The sequence below is a fragment of the Cupriavidus sp. LA-1 genome (assembly GCF_055385985.1).
On sequence record NZ_AP031387.1, the window covers coordinates 511,627 to 532,804 of the forward strand.

Genomic DNA, 21,178 nt, shown 5'->3' on the forward strand with positions numbered 1-21,178 from the left:
CACAAGACTCAGCCCAACGGTTCAATTTTTACTCTAAGCTGTATAGACAGGAACATACAAATGACCGCGAGCGTACAAGCCAGCCAACAAGACCAAGCTTCCCGCCCCGTGCTGACCTTGCAGCCGGGCCAAGTCACCCTGGCCGACCTGCGCCGCGTCTACCGCGGCGAGGTGCGCCTGGCCATGGCCGACTCGGCCTGGGCCGGCGTGCGTGCCGCGCAGGCCACGGTGCAGGACATCATTGACGCCGACGCCGTGGTCTACGGCATCAACACCGGCTTCGGCAAGCTGGCGCAAAGCCGCATCCCGCACGACAAGCTGGCCCAGTTGCAGCGCAACCTGGTGCTGTCGCACAGCGTCGGCACTGGCCCGGACCTGGCCGAAGACACGGTGCGCCTGATCCTGGCGATCAAGGCCGTGAGCCTGGCGCGCGGCCACTCGGGCGTGCGCCCGGAGCTGATCGAGGCGCTGCTGGCGCTGGCCAACCACGGCGTGACGCCGTGCATTCCGGCCAAGGGGTCGGTGGGCGCCTCGGGCGACCTGGCGCCGCTGGCGCATATGTCGTGCACGCTGATCGGCGTGGGCGACGTGCTGGTCGACGGCAAGCGCGTACCCGCCGCCGAGGGCCTGGCGCACGCCGGCCTGCAGGCCTTCGAGCTGGGCCCCAAGGAAGGCCTGGCGCTGCTCAACGGCACCCAGGTGTCGACCGCGCTGGCGCTGGCCGGCCTGTTTGCCGCCGAAGACGCCTTTGCCGCCGGCCTGGTGGCCGGCGCGCTGTCGCTGGAAGCCATCAAGGGCTCGGTCAAGCCGTTCGATGCCCGCATCCATGCGGCGCGCGGCCAGGCCGGCCAGATCGCCGTGGCCGGCGCGGTGCGCGCCATGCTGGACGGCAGCGAGATCGTCGATTCGCACAAGGCCTGCGGCCGCGTGCAGGACCCGTATTCGATCCGCTGCCAGCCGCAGGTGATGGGCGCATGCCTGGACAACCTGCAGCACGCCGCGCGCGTCCTGCAGATCGAGGCCAATGCCGCGTCGGACAACCCGCTGGTGTTCTCCGAGCAGGGCGATGTGGTGTCCGGCGGCAACTTCCACGCCGAGCCGGTGGCCTTTGCCGCCGACATCATCGCGCTGGCGATCGCCGAGATCGGCGCGATTTCCGAGCGCCGCCTGGCGCTGCTGCTCGATACCGGCCTGTCGGGCCTGCCGCCGTTCCTGGTGCGCGACGGCGGCCTGAACTCGGGCTTTATGATCGCGCAGGTGACCGCGGCGGCGCTGGCCTCGGAGAACAAGTCGCTGGCCCATCCGTCCAGCGTCGACAGCCTGCCGACCTCGGCCAACCAGGAAGACCATGTGTCGATGGCCACCTACGGCGCACGCCGGCTGGGCGACATGGCCGCCAACACCGCGGTGGTGGTCGGCATCGAGGCCATGGCCGCGGCGCAGGGCATTGAATTCCATCGTCCGCTGAAGTCGTCGCCGCTGGTGGAGCAGGAACTGGCCCGGATCCGCGCGCGCGTGGCCTTTGTCGAAGAGGACCGCTACCTGGCGCCGGACATCGAGGCCATGAAGCAATGGGTGGTGCAGGGCGATGCCGGTGCGGGCTGGCCAGATGCCGTGCGCGTGATCCTGCCGACCAACCTGTCGTAACGCGCCCCGCACCGACACTGCCAGACCCGATCCGCAGCCGGAGAACAAGACATGAACGCCAACGAAAACCAATTCATCCAGCGCGGCCAGCGCGAGATCCGCGCGCCGCGCGGCAGCCAGCTGCACTGCAAGAACTGGCTGATCGAAGCCGCCTACCGCATGATCCAGAACAACCTCGACCCGGACGTGGCCGAGCGCCCGCAGGACCTGGTGGTGTACGGCGGCATCGGCAAGGCCGCGCGCAACTGGGAATGCTTCGACGCCATCCTCGACAGCCTGCGCCGCCTTGGTGAAGACGAGTCGCTGCTGGTGCAGTCGGGCAAGCCGGTGGGCGTGTTCCGCACCCATGCCGATGCGCCGCGCGTGCTGATCGCCAATTCCAACCTGGTGCCGCACTGGGCCAACTGGGACAAGTTCAACGAGCTCGACCGCGCCGGCCTGATGATGTACGGCCAGATGACGGCGGGCTCGTGGATCTATATCGGCACGCAGGGCATCGTGCAGGGCACCTACGAGACCTTTGTCGAGGCCGGCCGCCAGCACTACAACGGCGACCTGTCCGGCAAGTGGATCCTGACCGCGGGCCTGGGCGGCATGGGCGGCGCGCAGCCGCTCGCGGGCGTGCTGGCCGGTGCCTGCGTGCTGGCGATCGAGTGCCAGGAATCGCGCATCGATTTCCGCCTGCGCACGCGCTATGTCGACAAGAAGGCCACCACCCTCGATGAGGCGCTGGCGATGATCGCCGAAGCCACGCAGAACAAGCAGGCGATCTCGGTCGGCCTGCTCGGCAATGCCGCCGAGATCCTGCCGGAACTGGTCAAGCGCGCACAGGCCGGCGGCATGCGTCCGGACATCGTCACCGACCAGACCTCGGCGCACGACCTGGTCAACGGCTATCTGCCGGCGGGCTGGAGCGTTGCGCAATGGGAAGCTGCGCGGACGCAGGATCCCAAGTCGGTGGAAGCCGCCGCGCGCCCGTCCATCGTGAAACACGTGCAGGCCATGCTCGACTTCCAGAAGATGGGCGTGCCCACGGTCGACTACGGCAACAATATCCGCCAGGTCGCGTTCGACGAGGGCGTGAAGAACGCCTTTGATTTCCCCGGCTTCGTGCCGGCCTATATCCGCCCGCTGTTCTGCCGCGGCAAGGGCCCGTTCCGCTGGGTTGCGCTGTCGGGCGATCCGGAGGATATCTACAAGACCGATGCCAAGATGAAGGAGCTGTTCCCGGAGGACAAGCACCTGCACCGCTGGCTCGACATGGCGCATGACCGCATCGCCTTCCAGGGCCTGCCGGCGCGCATCTGCTGGGTGGGCCTGGATGAGCGCCACCGCGCCGGCCTGGCTTTCAACGAGATGGTGAAGTCGGGCGAACTCAAGGCGCCGGTGGTGATCGGCCGCGATCACCTGGATTGCGGCTCGGTGGCCTCGCCCAACCGCGAGACCGAAGCCATGCGCGACGGCTCGGATGCGGTGTCGGACTGGCCGCTGCTCAACGCGCTGCTGAACACCGCGGGCGGCGCGACGTGGGTCAGCCTGCATCATGGCGGCGGCGTCGGCATGGGCTTCTCGCAGCATTCCGGGGTGGTGATCGTGTGCGACGGCACCGATGCGGCGGCCAGGCGCATCGAGCGCGTGCTGTGGAACGATCCGGCCACCGGCGTGATGCGCCATGCCGATGCGGGCTATGAACTCGCCATCGAATGCGCGCACGAGAAGGGCCTGAACCTGCCGATGGTGAAGGGCGTATGAGCCTGACGCTATTACGACGGTTCGCGCTGGCCGACATCGCACCCACGCGCTGGAAGAACGGCGGCGGCAATACGCGCGAGATCGCGGTATGGCCGCCGGCCGCCGGCATGGATGATTTCATCTGGCGCCTGAGCGTGGCCGATATCGAACGCGACGGCCCCTTCTCGGCCTTCCCCGGCATTGACCGCCAGATCGTGCTGCTCGAAGGCGCCGGCGTGACGCTGCGCGCGGACGATGCCAGCTTCAGCCATCGCCTGGAGCGCATCGGCGAGCCGTTCGCCTTCTCCGGCGATACCGGCCTGCAGTCAACGCTGCTCGGTGGTGCCACGCGCGACTTCAATGTGATGACGCGGCGCGGCCACTGCCGCGCGCGCGTTGAAGCCTTCCGGCAGGGGTTTGCCTGCGACACCGGCGGCCGTACTGCGTGCCTGCTGGCTGTCAGCGGAGCATGGCGGGCGCATGACGCCGGCCTGGTGCTGCAAGCGGGCGAAGGGGCGCTGTATGGCGCTGCCGACGCCGCCTCGACGCCATCGTTTGAACCTGTGGGGGACGCGGCCCTGTGCCTGTGCGTCACCCTTGAGACGGAGCCCGACCAATGACGCTGAACTTTGTATCGTCCGCGCCCAGCGCGGACGGCGTCTGGCACAACTGCCACCTGCTGCCCGATGCCGATCCCGCACGCGCGATCCGCGCTGCCGCGCTGGTGGTCGAGCAAGGACGCATCGCCTGGCTCGGCGCCGCCGCGGACCTGCCGGACGCCTGGCGTGGCGCACCGCGCCATGACGCCAACGGTGCCTGGATCACGCCGGGCCTGGTCGACTGCCATACGCACCTGGTCTACGGCGGCCAGCGCGCCGACGAGTTCGCGATGCGGCTGGCCGGCGCCGGCTATGAAGAGATCGCGCGCGCCGGCGGCGGCATCGTCTCGACCGTGCGCGCCACGCGTGCCGCAGATGAAGACACGCTGTTCGCGCAGGCCGCCGCACGCCTGCGGCCGCTGCTGGCCGAGGGCGTCACCGCCATCGAGATCAAGTCGGGCTACGGGCTGAACCTCGAAGCCGAGCGCAAGCAACTGCGCGTGGCGCGCCGGCTGGGCGAGCACTTCGGCATCTCGGTCCACACGACCTTCCTGGGCGCGCATGCGCTGCCGCCGGAATACGCGGGCCGTGCCGACGACTATATCGACCTGGTCTGCGGCACGATGCTGCCGGCGCTGGCCGGGGAGGGACTGGTCGATGCGGTCGATGCCTTCTGCGAGTCGATCGGTTTTTCGATTGCACAGACTGAACGCGTATTCGAAGCCGCGGCGCGCCACGGCCTGCGCGTCAAGCTGCATGCCGAGCAACTGAGCAACCTCGGCGGTGCCGCTCTCGCCGCGCGCCATCGCGCCTTGTCCGCCGATCACCTCGAGCATCTCGATGAGGCCGGCGTCGCGGCGATGGCGGAGGCCGGCACGGTGGCGGTGCTGCTGCCCGGTGCCTATTACTTCCTGCGCGACACCAACCTGCCGCCGATCGCGCTGCTGCGCCAGTACGGCGTGCCGATGGCGATCTCGACCGATCACAACCCGGGGACGTCGCCGGTGACTTCGCTGCTGCTGATGATGAATATGGCGTGCACGCTGTTCCGGCTGACAGTGCCGGAAGCGCTGGCTGGCGTGACCGTGCATGCCGCGCGTGCGCTCGGCGCGGCGGATCGCCATGGGTTGCTGGAAGCGGGGCGCGTTGCCGACTTTGCGCTCTGGCGCATCGATTCGCCCGCCGAGCTGGCTTACTGGTTCGGCCGCAATCCGGTCGCGACCGTGGTGCGCCAGGGACGTGTGCATGCACACGAAGGAGTCTCGGCATGAGCGGCTCGCAACTCTTCGCGCCCTTTGCGCTGCTGCCGACCGGCTGGGCACGCGATGTGCTGCTGGCCTGGGATGAGCAGGGCCGTTTCACCACCGTGCGGACTGGTGCCGCTCCAGAGGCCGGCGTGCCGCGCGCGGCCGGCCCGGTGCTGCCCGGCATGCCCAACCTGCACTCGCACGCATTCCAGCGCGGCTTTGCCGGGCTGACCGAGTTCCGCAGCAGCCCGCAGGGCGACGACCCCGCCGGCGCCGACTCCTTCTGGAGCTGGCGCACGCTGATGTACCGCTTCGCGCAGCGGATTTCGCCCGACACGCTGGAGGCCATCGCCACCCAGCTCTATATCGAGATGCTGCGCGCCGGCTACACCAGCGTGTGCGAGTTCCACTACGTGCATCACGATGCCGGCGGCAAGCCCTATGCCGATGCCGCCGAGATGTCGCTGCGGCTGCTCCGCGCGGCGCAGCGTACCGGCATCGGCATGACGCTGCTGCCGGTGCTGTACCAGACCGCCGGCTTTGGCGGCAAGCCGCCGCTGGCCGGGCAGCGCCGCTTCCTGCACGACACCGACGCGATGCTGAAGCTGCTGGAACGGCTTGGCCCCGCGTGCGCGCAGTCCGGCGCGCGGCTGGGGCTGGCACCGCACTCGCTGCGCGCGGTGCCGGAGGAAAGCCTGGTGCACGCACTGGCGGGGCTGCAGGCGATCGACCCGCAGGCGCCCATCCACATCCACATCGCCGAGCAGCAGAAAGAGGTCGACGACTGCATCGCGTGGTCTGGCACGCGCCCGGTGGCGTGGCTGTTCGATCATGCCGAGGTCGACGCGCGCTGGTGCCTGGTGCATGCCACGCATATGGACTGGGACGAGCGCCGGCGCGTGGCGCACAGCGGCGCGGTGGCCGGCATCTGCCCGACCACCGAGGCCAACCTGGGCGACGGCGTGTTCGAGGCCGCGCCCTACCTGGCCCAGCAGGGCGCATGGGGCATCGGCTCCGACAGCCATGCCAGCGTCAGCGTGGCCGAAGAGTTGCGCCTGTTCGAATACGGGCAGCGGCTGGGGCTGCAGCGGCGCAACGTGCTGGCGTCAGACACGCATGCGCAAGTGGCTGACCGCTTGTACCTGGAAGCCGTGGCCGGCGGCGCGCGTGCCTCGGGCCGCGCGGTGGCCGGACTGACAGTGGGGCAGCAGGCCGACTTCGTCGTGCTGGACGGCGCGCATCCGACGCTGGCGGGCCTGGACGGGGCGCAGGCGCTGGCCACCCATGTGTTCGCCTGCCACGGTCATGAGACACTAGCGGATGTCCGCACCGCCGGCCGCAGCCGCGTGCAGCATGGCGCGCATCCGCTGCAGGCGGATGCGGGGCGCCAGTTCATCGCGGCGCGCGGCAGTTTGCTGGCCGACTGAAAACCGGGCGCACGCCCATTGCATTGCAAAGACCATGTCCTTCTCCACCGATACCCCCGCCTTCACCCTGCATCGCGGCACGCGCCCGTTGCTGGTATCGATGCCGCACGTCGGCACGCACCTGCCGGCTTCGGTCTCGCAGCGCCTGACCGCCGAAGCGCGCACCGTGCCCGATACCGACTGGCACCTGGAACGCCTCTACAACTTCGCCCGCGAACTGGGCGCATCGGTGCTGGCCGCCACGCACTCGCGCTACGTGGTCGACCTGAACCGCCCGCCCGACAACGCCAACCTGTATCCCGGCCAGGACACCACCGGCCTGTGCCCGGTCGATACCTTCGACAAGACACCGGTGTACGCCGATGGCAACGGCCCCGACGATGCGGAGATTGCCGCGCGCCGCGATGCCATCTGGCGCCCGTACCACGAGGCGCTGGCCGCCGAGCTGGCACGGCTGAAGGCCGAGCACGGCACCATCGCACTGTGGGACGCGCATTCCATCCGCTCGGTGCTGCCGCGCTTCTTCGAAGGCAGGCTGCCGGACTTCAACCTCGGCACCGCCAACGGCGACAGCTGCGATGCCGAGCTGGCCAGCCAGCTGCTGGAGCAGGCCAGTGCCGTTCCGGGCCACACCGCCGTGCTCAACGGCCGCTTCCAGGGTGGCTACATCACCCGGCAATACGGCAAGCCGGCCGATGGCGTGCACGCGGTGCAGCTGGAGCTGTCGCAGTGCGCGTATATGAGCGAGGTCTATCCCTTCGCCTATGACGAGGCGCTGGCCACGGCGCTGCAGCCGGCACTGCGCGGCATGCTGGCGACCGTGCTGGAATTCGTCGAGTCTCACTGAGACCCCGCGGAACGCAAAGAGGCCCGGCGCAATACCGGGCCCGGGCCACGCCAGCGCCTGGCGGCACCTTCGTCAGAAGGTCGAAGGAATCCTGGATCAGGCCGTGCGCTGTCGTGCCAGGTTGCCGCCAGCTCCCGGCAGCGGCGCCGTTCCTGCCAGGCCGGGAACCATCTCGTACGCAGCACCGACGACCTGGTCCACCTGCACGTCGTCGATATCGGTGCCGACCCGCGGAATCGCGATGCGAATGCGCTCACTGTCGCCCGCGGGCCCAGTCACGTGCCAGAGCGTCGGCCCGAAAATCGCGACAACCGGCGTGCCGAATGCCGCCGCGACATGGGTAGGCCCGGTATCCGTGCCGATCAGAAGCGCGGCATCGGCGATCAGCGTCATCATCTCCGGCAGCGGGGTCTTTCCGCAGAGATTGATGGCATTCGGGAATCTGTCGGCAATCTTCGCAATATGCTCGGCTTCCGACGGCGTGCCGATCAGCACCGGCTTATGCCCCGGGAAAAACCGCGACCAGCCTTCCAGCAATTCGATCCATTTATCCACCGGCCAGAGGCGCGTGTTCTTTCTGTTGTGGTAGAACGAGCTATTCCCCGTATGCAGGCAGATATAGGGCTGATCGAGGCCATAACGTGCCCGGATATCGATATCCGGCCTGCGCAACGAAGGCATGGCGCGCTGCGCGATCGCTTCGGGCACGCAATACGCCAGCAGGCGCTGGATGACCTTGGTCCGGTGTGTTTCCGGCGGATCCACCTCGTGGCGGACCTTGTAGACCTTGACCTTGTGGGCAGCGGGAAAGAGCCAGCCCAGGCTGGGGAAAAAATCCGACCGGTTGATGGTCAGGTCCAGGATCAGGTGATACGGGTAGCGAACCAGCGCGCGCGCCAGGATCAGCCATTTGTGCGGATTGATCAGCAGCGGCAGCCGGGGGCCGCCCCGCAGGACCAGGACGCGCGAGACCCGGGGATCGTGCTTGAACAGGGCGTCGGATCGATGTTTGACCAGCAGGTCGATTTCGATGTGCTCACCGTACGCTTGTCGCAAGGCGTCGATCGATGCGCTGGCCCACACGACATCACCCAGCCCACCCGTGCACATGATCAATGCGCGGGGGCGGGTCTTGCCGGTGGTCAACGGTCTGTTCAAGTGCAATGGCCGCTCCAGAGTTCAGTGGTGGTCGGGGGGCGTGTGGTGTCGGACAGCCATGTTGCCCCATGGGTTCCGGCAGGATTTTTACTCGGACCCGGCACCCTCTGCCGACCGGTCGACGAGATTGCCTGCCTGGCCGCCCGTCACGATCACGGGCCCCGCCGGAGCGTATTGTATTTCAACGCCTGACCGGGACCGCAGCTGGTTGTATGTTCTTACGGGACCCAGGCTGCACCCGGCGCGTTCCCGTGACCGGATCCTCCGCCATTGACCACGGCAAGCCTGCCTCAGCGGGTTGCCAAGCCCAATTCATGAACCAGATCGATGAGTGCCCGCAGCCGCGCCGGCACGAAGCGATGGCCGGAGTAATAAAGCCTCAAGCCGCCAAACGATGGGCACCACGGCACCAGCACCGGGGTCAGCGCGCCGGACTTCAGCTCATCCTGGATAAACCATTCGGTGATGTAGCCGATGCCCAGCCCGAGCAGCACGGCTTGCTTGATGGCGGGAAGCTCATTGAGGGCCATGCGCATGGGTAGTTCCATCTGCAGCTTTTGGCCGCCTTTTTCCAGCTCCCAGTGGTAGATGCCCCCGTGCGACATGCGCATGCCGATGCTCTGGTGCTTGAGCAGATCACGCGGATGCCTGGGGGTGCCGTGGCGTTTGAGGTACCCGGGCGTCGCCACCATGAGCATGCGGATGTCGCGCGAGAGCGGCACGGCAATCATGTCCTGCGGCACGGATTCGGCCAGGCGAATGCCCGCATCAAAGCCCTCGGCCACGACGTCGATCAGGCGCGATTCGCTGACGATATCGATGCGCACCTCGGGGTAGCGCTGAGCGTACGGGTTAAGGAGCGGCTCCAGCAGCAGGAAGGCTACGCCCTGTGGTGCGTTGATGCGCAGGGTGCCGCTGGGCATATCGATGCCGGTGCCGGCTTCTTCGCCGGCGCTTTTGATTTCGGCCAGCGCGGGGGCGATGCGCTCCACATAGCGCCGCCCGGCATCGGTGAGCGCTACGCTGCGCGTCGAGCGGTTGAAGATACGCACCTTCAGGCGCGCCTCCAGCCCGGCCACGGCGCTGCTCACGGCCGTGGTGGACATGCTCAACTCCTGCGCCGCGCCACGAAAGCTGTTGCGGCGCGCGACGGCCAGAACCACCTCCAGCTCGGTCATTCCTGTTCTGTGCATGGATTGTCCTGAAATCGCGGATACGTCATCAGCCACAAGGCCGCTTATCAGAACAATAAACCATTCCTAGACTTCGCTTCATCGCGGCTTGAACTCATGCGAGCCGCTTTGAAAAGGAGCAGTCATGCAGCAACGTATTGAGCACATCTATATCAACGGCGAATTCGTCGTGCCGCACGGCCAGGAATGGTACGCCCTGCACAACCCCAGCACCGAGGAGATCATCGGCCAGGTACGGCTGGGCGACGCGCAGGACGCGCAGCGCGCCATTGCGGCGGCCAAAGCCGCATTCCCGGCCTGGTCACGCACCTCGCGCGAGGAGCGCATCGCGGCGCTGCAGCGCATGCACCGGGCCGTGGCGGCGCGCGAAGACGAGCTGATGGAGGCCATCCTCACGGAATACGGCGCACCTTCGGCGCGCGGGCGCTGGATGGCGACGTATCCCGCCGAAGTCATTGCCCAGGCCATCGACGTGCTGCAGTCCTTCGCGTTCGAAGAGCAGGCAGGGAGTGCACGCGTCATCCTGACACCCATCGGCGTGGCGGGCCTGATCACGCCCTGGAACAGCAATGCCGGCTTCATCTGCAACAAACTTGCCACCGCGCTGGCAGCAGGCTGCACTGCCGTCATCAAGCCCAGCGAGATGAGCGCCATGCAAACGCAGGTGATTGCCCGCGCACTGCATGAAGCAGGGCTGCCGCCAGGCGTGTTCAATATCGTCAACGGCCGGGGCGAAGTCGTGGGCGAGGAAATCGTGCGGCATCCCGATATCGCCAAGATTTCATTCACCGGATCTTCCGCCGTGGGCCAGCATCTGCTGAGCGCGGGCGCAGCCACCATGAAGCGCGTGACGCTGGAGCTCGGCGGCAAGTCGCCAACCGTGGTGCTTGACGATGCGGACTTCGCCGCCATCATGCCCCTGGCGCTGCAGGCCGGCTTCGTCAACAGCGGCCAGGCCTGCATCGCCGGCACCCGCATCCTCGTGCCGCGCCTGCGGCTCGCGGAATTCGAGCAGGTCGCCAGACAGGCGGTTGCACAGGTCAAGGTTGGCGACCCGCGCGATGTCGAGACCGCCATCGGCCCGATGGTGAGCGCCAAGCAGTGGGAGCGCGTGCAGCACTACATCCGCATCGGCATCGATGAGGGCGCGCAGGTGCTGGCGGGTGGAGAGGGGCGTCCCGAGGGGCTGCGGGCGGGCTGGTTCGTCAAGCCGACGATCTTCACCAACGCTACCAACCAGATGCGCATAGCGCGCGAGGAAATCTTCGGCCCGGTGCTGACCCTCATTCCCTATGAGAATGACGCCGACGCCATCGCTCTAGCCAATGACACGCACTATGGCCTGAGTGCGCTGGTGCTCGGCAACGACCCGGAACGCTGCGAACGCGTGGCGCGCCAGATCGACGCAGGCCGCGTGCTCGTCAATACGCTGGTCAACGAGCCGCGCGCGCCATTTGGCGGTTTCAAGCAATCAGGGCTTGGGCGCGAGATGGGCAAGTGGGGGATGAGCGCGTACCTGGAGCCCAAGACTTTGCTGATGGCGGCAGGGGTGTCGGGGCATTGATTCCATCTGCAGGCGCATCGCCCATGCGGATAAGCGCCCCAACCAGCCTGGTCGTGAGATTCTGACGCCGCACCGGATCTGCCGGCACGCGCCAGAAAGAAACCCCCCGTAGACCCTGGTACTGCGGGGGTTGGTGGAATTCTTTGGGAGTACTTGGTGCCCGGGGTCGGACTCGAACCGACACGCCTTGCGGCGGGGGATTTTGAGTCCCCTGCGTCTACCTGTTTCACCACCCGGGCAGGGTGTATGGCGCCGGAACCGGTGCCGTGCTGAGCACGGGATTATGCCGGAATTCCCGGCGTCGGACAACCGGCGCCGGGTTCCCTTTGGCAGTCGCGCAAATCCGGTAGCATGACGCCCAGCCCCTTGCACGCCCACCACCCCGACCCCCCCGACCACCATGACCAACCAAGCTTCGCTGGCGCGCCTCGCCAGCCTGCCTTCGCAGGACCCCGGCTTCTACGACCAGGAGTACAACAACCGCGCCAATGTGCCGGACAACCCGGTGCATCTGGCGCGCTGGGCGCAGTGGTCCGCGCAGGTGCGCGCGCGCAGTCCCTTCCTTGCGGACCTGAGCTATGCCGGCGAGGACTCGCCGCACGCGCAGGACGAGACGCTCGACTACTTTCCCGCGCAGCGGGCCAACGGGGCGCTGCCGCCGCTGCTGGTGTTCGTGCACGGCGGCTACTACCGGGCGCTGGACAAGCATGACCACAGCTTTGTCGCCAGCGTGCTGCCGGCGCTGGGCGTGTCGGTGGCCGTGGTCAATTACACCCTGGTGCCGGCGGTGACGGTGCCGGAGATCGTGCGGCAGGTGCTGCGCAGCGTGGCCTGGCTGTACCGGCAGGCGGACCGGCTGGGCCATGATCCGGACAAGCTCTTCCTGGCGGGCCATTCCGTCGGCGGGCACCAGGTGGCGATGCTGATGGCCGCGCGCTGGCCGCAGCTGGGTGCGGACCTGCCTGTCGACCTGGTCAAGGGCGGGCTCGCGGTGAGCGGGCTGTACGACATGGAGCCGCTGCGGCGCGCGGCCTTCCTGCAGCGCGACCTGCGGTTCTCGGAAGACGATGTCGCGCGGCTGTCGCCCGCGTATATGCCGCCGGCCAGCGGTGCCCCGCTGGCGATCGCGGTGGGGGAACGCGAGGCTGCCGAATACCACCGCCAGCACGCGCTGATCCGCGCGGCGTGGCCGGCCAAGGTGGCGCATCCGGCGGCGAGCGACCTGGTGCTGCCGGACTGCCATCACTTCAATGTGCTGGACAGCTTTGCCAGCCCGGACGGTGTGCTGACGCGCGCGGTGCTGCGGCTGATGGCGCGCTGAGCGCGTACCGGCCTGCGCGGGCCGGCAGGGCGTCAGCCCTCCAGCACGCGCAGCAGCGACGAGGTGTCGTCCGTGCCCCAGCCCCTGGCCATCAGCGCGCGCAGCTGGGCCGAGGTGGCCTGCATCGCGGGCAGGTCCAGGCCAATCTCTTCGGCAATATCGCGCGCCAGCCCGAAGTCCTTGTCGTGCAGCCGCGCCTCGATGCCGGCGGCGAAATTGCGCGCCACCATCTTGGGACCCATCAGGTCGAGCATGCGGCTGCCGGCCATGCCGGTTGCCATGGCTTCGAAGACGCGGCCGGTGTCGACGTTCTGCGCGGCGGCAAAACGCATGGCCTCGGCGATGCCTTCGATATTGACCACCTGCGCGATCTGGTTGCACAGCTTGGCGACCTGGCCCGCGCCGTGGTCGCCGATATGGGTGATGGTCTTGCCCAGCCGCTGCAGCAGCGGGCGCACGCGCTCCAGCATCTCGGGCTTGCCGCCGACCATGATGGTCAGCGTGCCGGCCTCGGCGCCCATGGTGCCGCCCGAGACCGGGCAGTCCAGCGCCTCGATGCCGCGCGCGGCCAGCGCCGCGGCGATCTCGCGCGTGACGATCGGCGAGATGGTGCTGTGGTCCACGCAGATGGTGCCCGGCGTGGCGCCGTGGATCACGCCCTGCTCGCCCAGCAGCACTTCGCGCACGTCTTCGGACGAGGTCACGTTGGTGAAGACGACGCTGGCGCCGCGCGCCGCTTCGGCGGGGGTGAAGAAGGGTTCCGCCCCCAGCGCGCGCGCGGCCTCGGCGGCTTCGGGGCGGCGCACGAAGGCGCGTACGGTGTGGCCGGCGGCCAGCAGGTGGCGGACCATGTGCGAGCCCATGGCGCCCAGGCCGATGAAGGCGACGGTGGTGGGGGTGAGAGTGGTGCTCATGCCATGCTTCCTTTCTTGATACGGCGGGCTACTTGTCGCCCGCATAGGCGAACTTGCCGTTGCGGATCACCCCCATCACGCGCGAACGCTGGTCGAAGCCCTGGTGGTCTTTCGGGCTCATGTTCATCACGCCGTTGGGGATGGTGAGATTGGTGGTGGCCTCCAGCGCGTCGCGCATGGCGGCGCGGAACTCGCGCGTGCCGGGCTGGGCGCCGGATTTCAGCGCGCGGCGGGCGGCGTCGTCCAGCAGCATCCACGCGCCCCAGGCGTCGCCGGCGAACTGCGTGACGCTGTCGGCGCCGTACTTGCCTTCGTAGCGGTTGACGAAGTCCAGCGCGACCTTGCGCACCGGGTGGCTCTCGGGAAGCTGGCGCGCGACCACGACCGGCCCGGTCGGGAACAGCGTGCCTTCCACATCCTTGCCGCCCATGCGCAGGAAGTCCCAGGTGGCGATGCCGTGGGTCTGGTAGACCTTGCCCTTGTAGCCGCGCTCGCCCAGCGTCTTCTGCGGCAGCACCGACGGCGTGCCGGCGCCGGCGATCAGGATCGCGTCCGGATTGGCCGCCATCAGCTTGAGCACCTGCCCGGTGACCGAGGTGTCGTTGCGGGAGAAGCGCTCGTTGGCCACCACCTTGATCTTGCGCACCTCGGCCAGCTTCGAGAACTCGCGCCACCAGCTTTCACCGTAGGCGTCGGCAAAGCCGATAAAGCCGACCGTCCTGACGCCGTGGTTGCTCATGTACTCGGTCAGCACGGTCGCCATGTGCGAGTCGTTCTGCGGCATCTTGAAGGCCCAGCGGCGCTTGGCGTCGGCCTGCGGCTCGACGATGGCGGCCGAGGCGGCCAGCGCCACCATTGGCGTCTCGCCCTCGGCCACGGCGTCGAGCGCGGCGATGGCGGTGGGCGTGATATTGGGGCCGACGATCACGTCGACCTTTTCCTCGGAGATCAGCTTGCGCACGTTGCGCACCGCGGCGGACGGGTCGGAGCCGTCGTCCAGGATGACGTAGTGCGCCTTCTGGCCGCCCAGGGTCTGGGGCCACATCAGCACGGTGTTCTTGGAGGGGATGCCGATCGAGGCCGCCGGCCCGGTGGTGGACACATCGACGCCGACGCGGATGTCGGCATGCGCGGCGCTGGCGCAGAGCAGGGCGCCGGCCAGCAACAGGGGGCGCAGGGGCAGTTTCAGCATCGTCTCCTCCGTTCTTATATGTGACGGGAAGGATAGCCGAACTCGGCCGGCGGGGCACCCCCGTGCCCCGCCGCAACCGTCAGGCGGTCAGCGCACGCCCAGGCGCCAGAGCGAGGTCACTTCGGCGGAACGCGCCGCATGCAGCGGGTCGGCGGCATCCGTTGCGCGCGGGTGGCTCGGGCGGATGTCGGAGCGGCCCAGCACCTTCAGCCCGGCGGCGTCGATCCACGCCGTCAGTTCCTCGCGCGGGCGCAGGCCCAGGTGCTCGGCCAGGTCCGACAGCAGCAGCCAGCCCTCGCCGCCCGGCTCGAGGTGGTCGGCCAGCCCTTGCAGGAAGCCGCGCAACATGGCGCTGTCCGGGTCGTAGACCGCGCGCTCGACCGGCGAACTGGGCCGTGCCGGCACCCAGGGCGGGTTGCACACCACCAGCGGTGCCCGGCCTTCCGGGAACAGGTCGGCCTGCACGATCTCGACCTCCGCGGTGTAGCCCAGCTGCGCGATGTTCTCGCGCGCGCAGGCCAGTGCGCGCGGATCCTGGTCGGTGGCGACCACGCGCTGCACGCCGCGGCGGGCCAGCACCGCGGCCAGCACGCCGGTGCCGGTGCCGATATCGAAGGCCAGCGTCTTCGCCGGCAGCGGCTCGGCCGCGACCAGGTCGACATATTCGCCGCGCACCGGCGAGAACACGCCGTACCAGGGGTGGATGCGGTCTTCCAGCGCGGGGATCTCCACGCCCTTCTTGCGCCATTCAAAGGCGCCGATCATGCCCAGCAGTTCGCGCATCGATGCCACGTAGGGCTCGGCGGCCGGGCCGTAGACTTGCTCGCAGGCGTCGCGCACATCCGGCGCGCGGCGCAGCGGCACCTCGTGGCTGGCCTCGAACGGCAGCAGCAGCATGCCCAGCGTGCGGGCGCGCTGCGACTGGGCCAGCCGGTGCAGGTGAAAGGCCTCGGTGGGCGAAGCCGCCGCGCCCTTGGTCTTGTCCTTGGCCTTCTGGCCGGGGCGGCTGGCCTTCTTGGGCTTGCGCTCGGTGCGGCGGGCCAGTGCGTGCAGCAGCTGGCGCGCGTTCTGGAAGTCGCCGCGCCACAGCAGCGCGGTGCCTTCGCAGGCCAGGCGGTAGGCGGTGTCGGCGCTGGTGGTGTCGTCGGCGATGACCACGCGCCGGGGCGGCGGCAGGCCGGCTTCCGAGCGCCAGGCGGCGCTGCGCTCGACGCCGTCTTCAGTCCAGTGAATGCGGGGCAGGTCGCTCACAGAGCCTCCGGCCGGCAGGGCGTGATGGGCAGGAAATGCATGGTTGGGTTTGCTTCTTATATAGGAGAGGCGGCGGCGGGCCGTCCTCAGAGTTCGTAGGCTTCGTGTTCGCCGGACATGGCCTGCTCAACCAGCTTGCGGTTGAGCGTCGGCGAGAACAGCTCGATGAAGGTGTAGACAAAGCTGCGCAGGTAGGCTCCCTGCTTGACGGCCAGGTGCGTCACATTGCTGCCGAACAGATGCCCGGCCGGGATGCCGCGCAGATTGCGGTCGCGCTCGGCATCATAGGCGACGCCGGCGACGATGCCCACGCCCAGCCCGATCTCCACATAGGTCTTGATCACGTCCGCGTCGATGGCCTCCAGCACAATGTCGGGCTCCAGGTGGCGCAGCGCGAAAGCCTTGTCGATCTTGGTCCGCCCGGCAAAGTTGGCGTCGTAGGTGATCAGCGGGAAGCCCATCAGGTCTTCCAGCGCCAGGTGCTTCTTGTCCAGCAACGGATGCTCAGGTGGCGTAATCACCATATGCGTCCACTGGTAGCCGGGCAGCGACACCAGGTTCTTGTCGGCGGAGATGCCTTCCGTGGCGATGCCGATATCGGCCTGGTCATGCAGCAGCATGTCGGCGATCTGGGACGGGTTGCCCTGCTGGATCGAGAGCCGCACCTTGGGGTAGCGCTTGGTGAACTCGCTGATCACCCGCGGCAGGGCGTAGCGCGCCTGGGTGTGGGTGGTGGCGATGGTGAAGTTGCCCTGGTCCTGCGCCGCATAGTCCATGCCGACGCGCTTCAGGCTTTCCACCTCCTGCAGGATCTTCTCGACCGAGCTCAGGATGCGCCGGCCCGGCTCGGTCAGGCTGCGGATGCGCTTGCCATGGCGGGTGAAGATATCCACGCCCAGCTCTTCTTCCAGCTCGATGATGGCCTTGGACACGCCAGGTTGTGACGTGTAGAGCGCTTTTGCGGCTTCAGTCAGATTGTAGTTCTGCCGGACGGCCTCACGCACGAAACGAAACTGGTGCAAGTTCATATATCTGGGTTCGTATAAACAAACAACTTCTTATTAGTTTGAGGTATGAGGCGAGTTTATTACGATTCTCGAACTTTGTTAATGAACGGCCTGCCCTCAGTGCGTCTTCTCGCAGCAGCCACTTTGTGATGCGAGATCCACGGGCCAGGCTTCACCGAGTCCCCCATGTCTGTTGCCTATACCGTTTCCGGTCTGTTTGTAGGCGTCCTCGTCGGTCTGACCGGGGTGGGAGGGGGCTCGCTGATGACGCCGCTGCTGACGCTGCTGTTCGGCTTCTCGCCGGCCACCGCGGTCGGCACCGACCTGGCCTTCGCGGCCATCACCAAGGGCTTCGGCACCATCGCGCACCGCGCCCACGGCCACGTGCAGTGGCAGGTGGTTCGGCGCCTGTGCATCGGCAGCCTGCCGGCGGCCGTGGCCGCCATCCTGGTGCTGAAGAGTGCCGGCGAGCTCAACGCACAGTGGCTGCATGCGATTCGCGTGACCATCGGCGTTTCGGTGCTGCTGACGGTGCTGTCGCTGCTGTTCCGCAAGCAACTGCTGGCCTGGCTGGCGCGCAACCCCCGCTTCCAGCTGGCAGGCCGCCGGCAGGCGGTTGCCACCGTCCTGGTGGGCGTCGTGCTGGGTGTGCTGGTGACGGTGTCGTCGATCGGCGCCGGCGCGGTTGGCGCCACGCTGATCCTGCTGCTGTACCCCCATATGAAGCCGGCCGAAGTGGCCGGCACCGACATTGCCTACGCCGTCCCGCTGACGGCGATTGCCGGGCTGGGCCATGTGTGGCTTGGCACGGTCGACTGGAATTTGCTGCTGGCGCTGCTGGTGGGTTCGATCCCCGGCATCTGGCTGGGCGCGCAACTGTCGCGGGCGCTGCCCGAGCGGTTGGTGCGCGCCGCACTGGCGACCACGCTGACGCTGGTCGCCATCAAGCTCGTTTCCTGAATTCAACGAATACTGAACGGACCCCGCCATGTATCAGTACGATCAATATGACCAGCGCATCGTCGCCGAGCGCGTCGCCCAATTCCGTGACCAGGTGCGCCGCCGCCTGTCCGGCGAGCTGACCGAGGAAGAATTCCTGCCGCTGCGCCTGCAGAACGGCCTGTACATGCAGCGCCATGCCTACATGCTGCGCGTGGCGATCCCGTACGGCCTGCTGTCGTCGAAGCAGATGCGCAAGCTCGGTCATATCGCGCGCGAATACGACCGTGGCTATGGCCACTTCTCGACCCGCCAGAATATCCAGTACAACTGGATGGACCTGGAGCGCGTGCCCGACGTGCTGGCCGAGCTGGCCAGCGTCGAGATGCACGCCATCCAGACCTCGGGCAACTGCGTGCGCAATATCACCACCGACCACTTCGCCGGCGTCGCGCCGGACGAATCGGTGGACCCGCGCGTGCTGGCCGAGCTGCTGCGCCAGTGGAGCACCTTCCAGCCGGAATTCGCCTTCCTGCCGCGCAAGTTCAAGATCGCCATCTCGGCCTCGGCCGACGACCGCGCCGTGGTGCAGATGCATGACATCGGCATCTACGCCTACAAGAACGCCGACGGGGAGACGCGCCTGCGCATCCTGGCCGGCGGCGGCCTGGGCCGCACGCCGATCCTGGGCACCATCATCAAGGACGACCTGCCGTGGCAGCACATGCTGTCCTACGTCGAGTCGGCCATCCGTGTGTACAACCGCTATGGCCGCCGCGACAACAAGTACAAGGCCCGCATCAAGATCCTGGTGAAGGCCATCGGCGCCGAGAAGTTCGCGCAGGAAGTCGAGGAAGAGTGGCAGCACAGCAAGGACGGCCCGGCCACGCTGACGCAGGCTGAGTTCGACCGCGTGGCGCAGTACTTCACGCCGCCGGCCTATGAAAAGCTGGCCGACACCGACGCCTCGTACGAGAACCACCTGCTGGAAGACAAGGCCTTTGCGCGCTGGGTCAGCCGCAATGTGCACGGCCACAAGGTGCCGGGCTACGCCGCGGTGACGCTGTCGACCAAGCCGGGTGTGGTGTCGCCCCCGGGGGATGCCACCGACGCGCAGATCGAAGCCGTGGCCGACCTGGCCGACCAGTTCGGCTTTGGCGAACTGCGCGTGGCGCACGAGCAGAACCTGATCCTGCCGGACGTGAAGAAGCAGGACCTGTTCAAGCTGTGGGGCCTGGCCAAAAAGGCCGGCCTGGCCACGCCCAATATCGGCCTGCTGACCGACATCATCGCCTGCCCGGGCGGCGACTTCTGCTCGCTGGCCAACGCCAAGTCGATTCCCATCGCGCAGGCGATCCAGGACCGCTTCGACGACCTCGACTACGTCTATGACCTGGGCGAGATCTCGCTGAACATCTCGGGCTGCATCAACGCCTGCGGCCACCACCACGTTGGCAATATCGGCGTGCTGGGCGTCGACAAGGATGGCTCGGAGTGGTACCAGGTCACGCTGGGCGGCGCCCAGGGCAACCAGACCGCGCTGGGCAAGGTGATCGGCCCGTCGTTCAGCGCCGAGGAAATGCCTGAGGTGGTGACCCGCATCATCGACACCTTCGTGGCCCACCGCATCGAAGACGAACGCTTTATCGAAACCCTGTCCCGCATCGGCATCGCCCCGTTCAAGGAACGCGTGTATGCCGACAAGCAGCCGCGCGAGCGCGCTGAAGCCTGAGGACCGGAGACTGAACATGGCAAAGATCATTCAACTGCAACAGGACGGCGCTACCGTCGCCCCCGTCATCGTCGATGACGCCTGGACCGTGCTGCGCGGCACCGCCGAGCAGCCGCTGACCGACGAGCAGATTGCCGCGGCTGTGCAAAGCCAGGACGCGGTGCTGTTCCCGCTGTCGGTGTGGAAGGCCAGCGAAGCGCTGCTGGCCGGCCGCGACGCGGCCCGCACCGGCGTGTGGCTGGCCCCGGAAGACGAGCCGGCCGATGCCGAGGCCTTCTTCGGGCGCGTGGCGCTGGTGGCGGTGGACTTCCCGGTGTTCCGCGACGGCCGCGGCTTTTCCACGGCCTACCTGCTGCGCACCCGCTACCACTGGAAGGGCCAGCTGCGCGCCATCGGCGACGTGCTGCGCGACCAGCTCAACTTCATGAAGCGTTGCGGCTTCGACGCCTTCGCGGTGCGCGCCGACAAGAGCATCGACGACGCCATCAAGGGCTTCACCGAGTTCACCGTGACCTACCAGGCCTCGGTGGACGAGCCGCTGCCGCTGTTCCGCCGCGCGCGGGCAGAGGTTGGCGCGCAAGCGAAGGAAACGGCATGAGCACGGTACTGAGCGACATCGCCGTGGTCGACGCTGGCGCCGTATCGGCGCTGCGCCCGCCCGCGCTGTGGGTCGCGCCGGAATACACCGGCAGCATCGCCGCGCTGGAGCAGAAGGAGCGCGAACTGGGCGAACGCCTGGTGGGCATCGCCGGCCGCTTCTTCCGCGCGCGCTTCGCCTCGAGCCTGGCGGCCGAGGACATGGTGCTGACCGACGCCATCCTGCGCGGCACCGAAGGCGTGCGCGCGGGCATCCGCGTGTTCACGCTGCAGACCGGACGCCTGCATGCCGAGACGCTGGCGGTGCTGGACAAGGTGCAGGCGCACTACGGCTACAGCATCGAGCAGTTCACGCCGGACGCCGAGGCGGTCGAGAACTACCTGAAGAAGCACGGGCTGAACGGCTTCTACGACAGCATCGATGCGCGCAAGGGATGCTGCGGCATCCGCAAGGTCGAGCCGCTCAACCGCGCGCTCTCGCACGCCGACGCCTGGCTGACCGGCCAGCGCCGCGAGCAGGCGGTCACGCGCTCGGAGCTGCCGTTCGAGGAACTGGACGAGACCCGCGGCATCCCCAAGTTCAATCCGCTGGCGGACTGGAGCGAGGCCGAGGTGTGGGCCTACCTGAAGCGCCACAACGTGCCCGTCAATGACCTGCACGCCAAGGGCTACCCCAGCATCGGCTGCGAGCCGTGTACGCGTGCGGTGCGCGCGGGCGAGGACGTGCGCGCGGGACGTTGGTGGTGGGAGAGCAAGGACTCGAAAGAGTGCGGGCTCCACGAACAGAACATCAAGCATTGAGGCCGGAACAA

18 protein-coding genes and 1 tRNA gene are annotated in these 21,178 nt (G+C 67.8%); 12 read left to right on the plus strand and 7 right to left on the minus strand.

Annotation, left to right across the window (positions count from 1 at the left end):
• The first annotated feature begins 60 nt into the window (after positions 1-60).
• The 6 genes from hutH to hutG are packed head-to-tail and all read left to right on the plus strand — an operon-like array spanning position 61 to position 7,498.
• Positions 61-1,647, plus strand: coding sequence for a histidine ammonia-lyase (gene hutH / locus ACZ5MJ_RS02500; protein WP_464222141.1), 1,587 nt, complete (start codon positions 61-63; stop codon positions 1,645-1,647).
• A gap of 51 nt (positions 1,648-1,698) precedes the next feature.
• Positions 1,699-3,399, plus strand: a complete 1,701-nt coding sequence (gene hutU / locus ACZ5MJ_RS02505; protein WP_464222143.1) for a urocanate hydratase — start codon at positions 1,699-1,701, stop codon at positions 3,397-3,399.
• A complete protein-coding gene (locus tag ACZ5MJ_RS02510) occupies positions 3,396-3,998 on the plus strand; it encodes a HutD/Ves family protein (RefSeq protein WP_464222144.1) in 603 nt (200 codons plus the stop codon). Before hutU ends, ACZ5MJ_RS02510 begins: the two co-directional genes overlap by 4 nt.
• Positions 3,995-5,248, plus strand: a complete 1,254-nt coding sequence (gene hutI, locus ACZ5MJ_RS02515; protein ID WP_464222146.1) for an imidazolonepropionase — start codon at positions 3,995-3,997, stop codon at positions 5,246-5,248. Before ACZ5MJ_RS02510 ends, hutI begins: the two co-directional genes overlap by 4 nt.
• Positions 5,245-6,651: a formimidoylglutamate deiminase gene (locus ACZ5MJ_RS02520; protein ID WP_464222147.1), complete on the plus strand. Its 1,407-nt coding sequence runs from the start codon at positions 5,245-5,247 to the stop codon at positions 6,649-6,651. Before hutI ends, ACZ5MJ_RS02520 begins: the two co-directional genes overlap by 4 nt.
• Positions 6,652-6,685: 34 nt before the next feature.
• Complete coding sequence (hutG, locus tag ACZ5MJ_RS02525; protein WP_464222149.1) at positions 6,686-7,498, plus strand: N-formylglutamate deformylase; 813 nt, start codon at positions 6,686-6,688, stop codon at positions 7,496-7,498.
• Positions 7,499-7,594: 96 nt separating this feature from the next.
• On the opposite strand, the gene ACZ5MJ_RS02530 is transcribed toward hutG, so the two are convergent.
• Both ACZ5MJ_RS02530 and ACZ5MJ_RS02535 read right to left on the minus strand, forming a co-directional pair.
• Entirely contained in the window at positions 7,595-8,644 is a 1,050-nt protein-coding gene (locus ACZ5MJ_RS02530; protein ID WP_464222150.1) for a glycosyltransferase family 9 protein, read from the minus strand.
• Positions 8,645-8,946: 302 nt separating this feature from the next.
• The gene (locus tag ACZ5MJ_RS02535) at positions 8,947-9,834 is read right to left on the minus strand and encodes a LysR family transcriptional regulator (RefSeq protein WP_464222151.1); all 888 of its coding nucleotides are present in this window, start codon (positions 9,832-9,834) and stop codon (positions 8,947-8,949) included.
• Between the two features lie 139 nt (positions 9,835-9,973).
• On the opposite strand from ACZ5MJ_RS02535, the gene ACZ5MJ_RS02540 reads away from it, so the two are divergent.
• Positions 9,974-11,413 (plus strand): aldehyde dehydrogenase family protein, encoded by a 1,440-nt coding sequence (locus ACZ5MJ_RS02540; RefSeq protein WP_464222152.1) that lies wholly within the window; start codon positions 9,974-9,976, stop codon positions 11,411-11,413.
• A 154-nt stretch (positions 11,414-11,567) separates the two neighbouring features.
• Here ACZ5MJ_RS02540 and ACZ5MJ_RS02545 read toward each other — a convergent pair.
• Positions 11,568-11,652, minus strand: a tRNA-Leu gene (locus ACZ5MJ_RS02545).
• Positions 11,653-11,813: 161 nt separating this feature from the next.
• Here ACZ5MJ_RS02545 and ACZ5MJ_RS02550 point away from each other — a divergent pair.
• The gene (locus tag ACZ5MJ_RS02550; protein ID WP_464222154.1) at positions 11,814-12,734 is read left to right on the plus strand and encodes an alpha/beta hydrolase; all 921 of its coding nucleotides are present in this window, start codon (positions 11,814-11,816) and stop codon (positions 12,732-12,734) included.
• 32 nt (positions 12,735-12,766) lie between these two features.
• Here ACZ5MJ_RS02550 and ACZ5MJ_RS02555 read toward each other — a convergent pair whose 3' ends face one another.
• The 4 genes from ACZ5MJ_RS02555 to ACZ5MJ_RS02570 form a co-directional block, all read right to left on the minus strand.
• Positions 12,767-13,693, minus strand: a complete 927-nt coding sequence (locus tag ACZ5MJ_RS02555; RefSeq protein WP_464222156.1) for an NAD(P)-dependent oxidoreductase — start codon at positions 13,691-13,693, stop codon at positions 12,767-12,769.
• Positions 13,677-14,840, minus strand: coding sequence for an ABC transporter substrate-binding protein (locus tag ACZ5MJ_RS02560; protein WP_464222158.1), 1,164 nt, complete (start codon positions 14,838-14,840; stop codon positions 13,677-13,679). Before ACZ5MJ_RS02560 ends, ACZ5MJ_RS02555 begins: the two co-directional genes overlap by 17 nt.
• An 87-nt stretch (positions 14,841-14,927) precedes the next feature.
• A complete protein-coding gene (locus ACZ5MJ_RS02565; protein ID WP_464222160.1) occupies positions 14,928-16,091 on the minus strand; it encodes a methyltransferase in 1,164 nt (387 codons plus the stop codon).
• An 86-nt stretch (positions 16,092-16,177) separates the two neighbouring features.
• Positions 16,178-17,119: a CysB family HTH-type transcriptional regulator gene (locus ACZ5MJ_RS02570; RefSeq protein WP_432258009.1), complete on the minus strand. Its 942-nt coding sequence runs from the start codon at positions 17,117-17,119 to the stop codon at positions 16,178-16,180.
• A gap of 165 nt (positions 17,120-17,284) precedes the next feature.
• Between ACZ5MJ_RS02570 and ACZ5MJ_RS02575 the strand changes: the two genes are divergently transcribed.
• From ACZ5MJ_RS02575 to ACZ5MJ_RS02590, 4 genes are read left to right on the plus strand one after another with little or no spacing between them, the layout of a single operon-like run.
• Positions 17,285-18,058, plus strand: coding sequence for a sulfite exporter TauE/SafE family protein (locus ACZ5MJ_RS02575; RefSeq protein WP_464222162.1), 774 nt, complete (start codon positions 17,285-17,287; stop codon positions 18,056-18,058).
• 28 nt (positions 18,059-18,086) lie between these two features.
• Complete coding sequence (locus ACZ5MJ_RS02580) at positions 18,087-19,769, plus strand: nitrite/sulfite reductase (protein WP_464222164.1); 1,683 nt, start codon at positions 18,087-18,089, stop codon at positions 19,767-19,769.
• Positions 19,770-19,785: 16 nt separating this feature from the next.
• Positions 19,786-20,367, plus strand: a complete 582-nt coding sequence (locus ACZ5MJ_RS02585; RefSeq protein ID WP_464222166.1) for a DUF934 domain-containing protein — start codon at positions 19,786-19,788, stop codon at positions 20,365-20,367.
• Entirely contained in the window at positions 20,364-21,167 is an 804-nt protein-coding gene (locus tag ACZ5MJ_RS02590; protein WP_464222168.1) for a phosphoadenylyl-sulfate reductase, read from the plus strand. Before ACZ5MJ_RS02585 ends, ACZ5MJ_RS02590 begins: the two co-directional genes overlap by 4 nt.
• The last annotated feature ends 11 nt before the right edge of the window (positions 21,168-21,178 follow it).

What these genes read in the sequence shown, in the direction of transcription:
- hutH (WP_464222141.1), top strand. Translation starts at nt 61, where the DNA reads ATGACCGCGAGCGTACAAGCCAGCCAACAAGACCAAGCTTCCCGCCCC.
- hutU (WP_464222143.1), top strand. Translation starts at nt 1,699, where the DNA reads ATGAACGCCAACGAAAACCAATTCATCCAGCGCGGCCAGCGCGAGATC.
- ACZ5MJ_RS02510 (WP_464222144.1), top strand. Translation starts at nt 3,396, where the DNA reads ATGAGCCTGACGCTATTACGACGGTTCGCGCTGGCCGACATCGCACCC.
- hutI (WP_464222146.1), top strand. Translation starts at nt 3,995, where the DNA reads ATGACGCTGAACTTTGTATCGTCCGCGCCCAGCGCGGACGGCGTCTGG.
- ACZ5MJ_RS02520 (WP_464222147.1), top strand. Translation starts at nt 5,245, where the DNA reads ATGAGCGGCTCGCAACTCTTCGCGCCCTTTGCGCTGCTGCCGACCGGC.
- hutG (WP_464222149.1), top strand. Translation starts at nt 6,686, where the DNA reads ATGTCCTTCTCCACCGATACCCCCGCCTTCACCCTGCATCGCGGCACG.
- ACZ5MJ_RS02535 (WP_464222151.1), bottom strand. Translation starts at nt 9,834, where the DNA reads ATGACCGAGCTGGAGGTGGTTCTGGCCGTCGCGCGCCGCAACAGCTTT.
- ACZ5MJ_RS02540 (WP_464222152.1), top strand. Translation starts at nt 9,974, where the DNA reads ATGCAGCAACGTATTGAGCACATCTATATCAACGGCGAATTCGTCGTG.
- ACZ5MJ_RS02550 (WP_464222154.1), top strand. Translation starts at nt 11,814, where the DNA reads ATGACCAACCAAGCTTCGCTGGCGCGCCTCGCCAGCCTGCCTTCGCAG.
- ACZ5MJ_RS02555 (WP_464222156.1), bottom strand. Translation starts at nt 13,693, where the DNA reads ATGCGGGCGACAAGTAGCCCGCCGTATCAAGAAAGGAAGCATGGCATG.
- ACZ5MJ_RS02560 (WP_464222158.1), bottom strand. Translation starts at nt 14,840, where the DNA reads ATGCTGAAACTGCCCCTGCGCCCCCTGTTGCTGGCCGGCGCCCTGCTC.
- ACZ5MJ_RS02570 (WP_432258009.1), bottom strand. Translation starts at nt 17,119, where the DNA reads ATGAACTTGCACCAGTTTCGTTTCGTGCGTGAGGCCGTCCGGCAGAAC.
- ACZ5MJ_RS02575 (WP_464222162.1), top strand. Translation starts at nt 17,285, where the DNA reads ATGTCTGTTGCCTATACCGTTTCCGGTCTGTTTGTAGGCGTCCTCGTC.
- ACZ5MJ_RS02580 (WP_464222164.1), top strand. Translation starts at nt 18,087, where the DNA reads ATGTATCAGTACGATCAATATGACCAGCGCATCGTCGCCGAGCGCGTC.
- ACZ5MJ_RS02585 (WP_464222166.1), top strand. Translation starts at nt 19,786, where the DNA reads ATGGCAAAGATCATTCAACTGCAACAGGACGGCGCTACCGTCGCCCCC.
- ACZ5MJ_RS02590 (WP_464222168.1), top strand. Translation starts at nt 20,364, where the DNA reads ATGAGCACGGTACTGAGCGACATCGCCGTGGTCGACGCTGGCGCCGTA.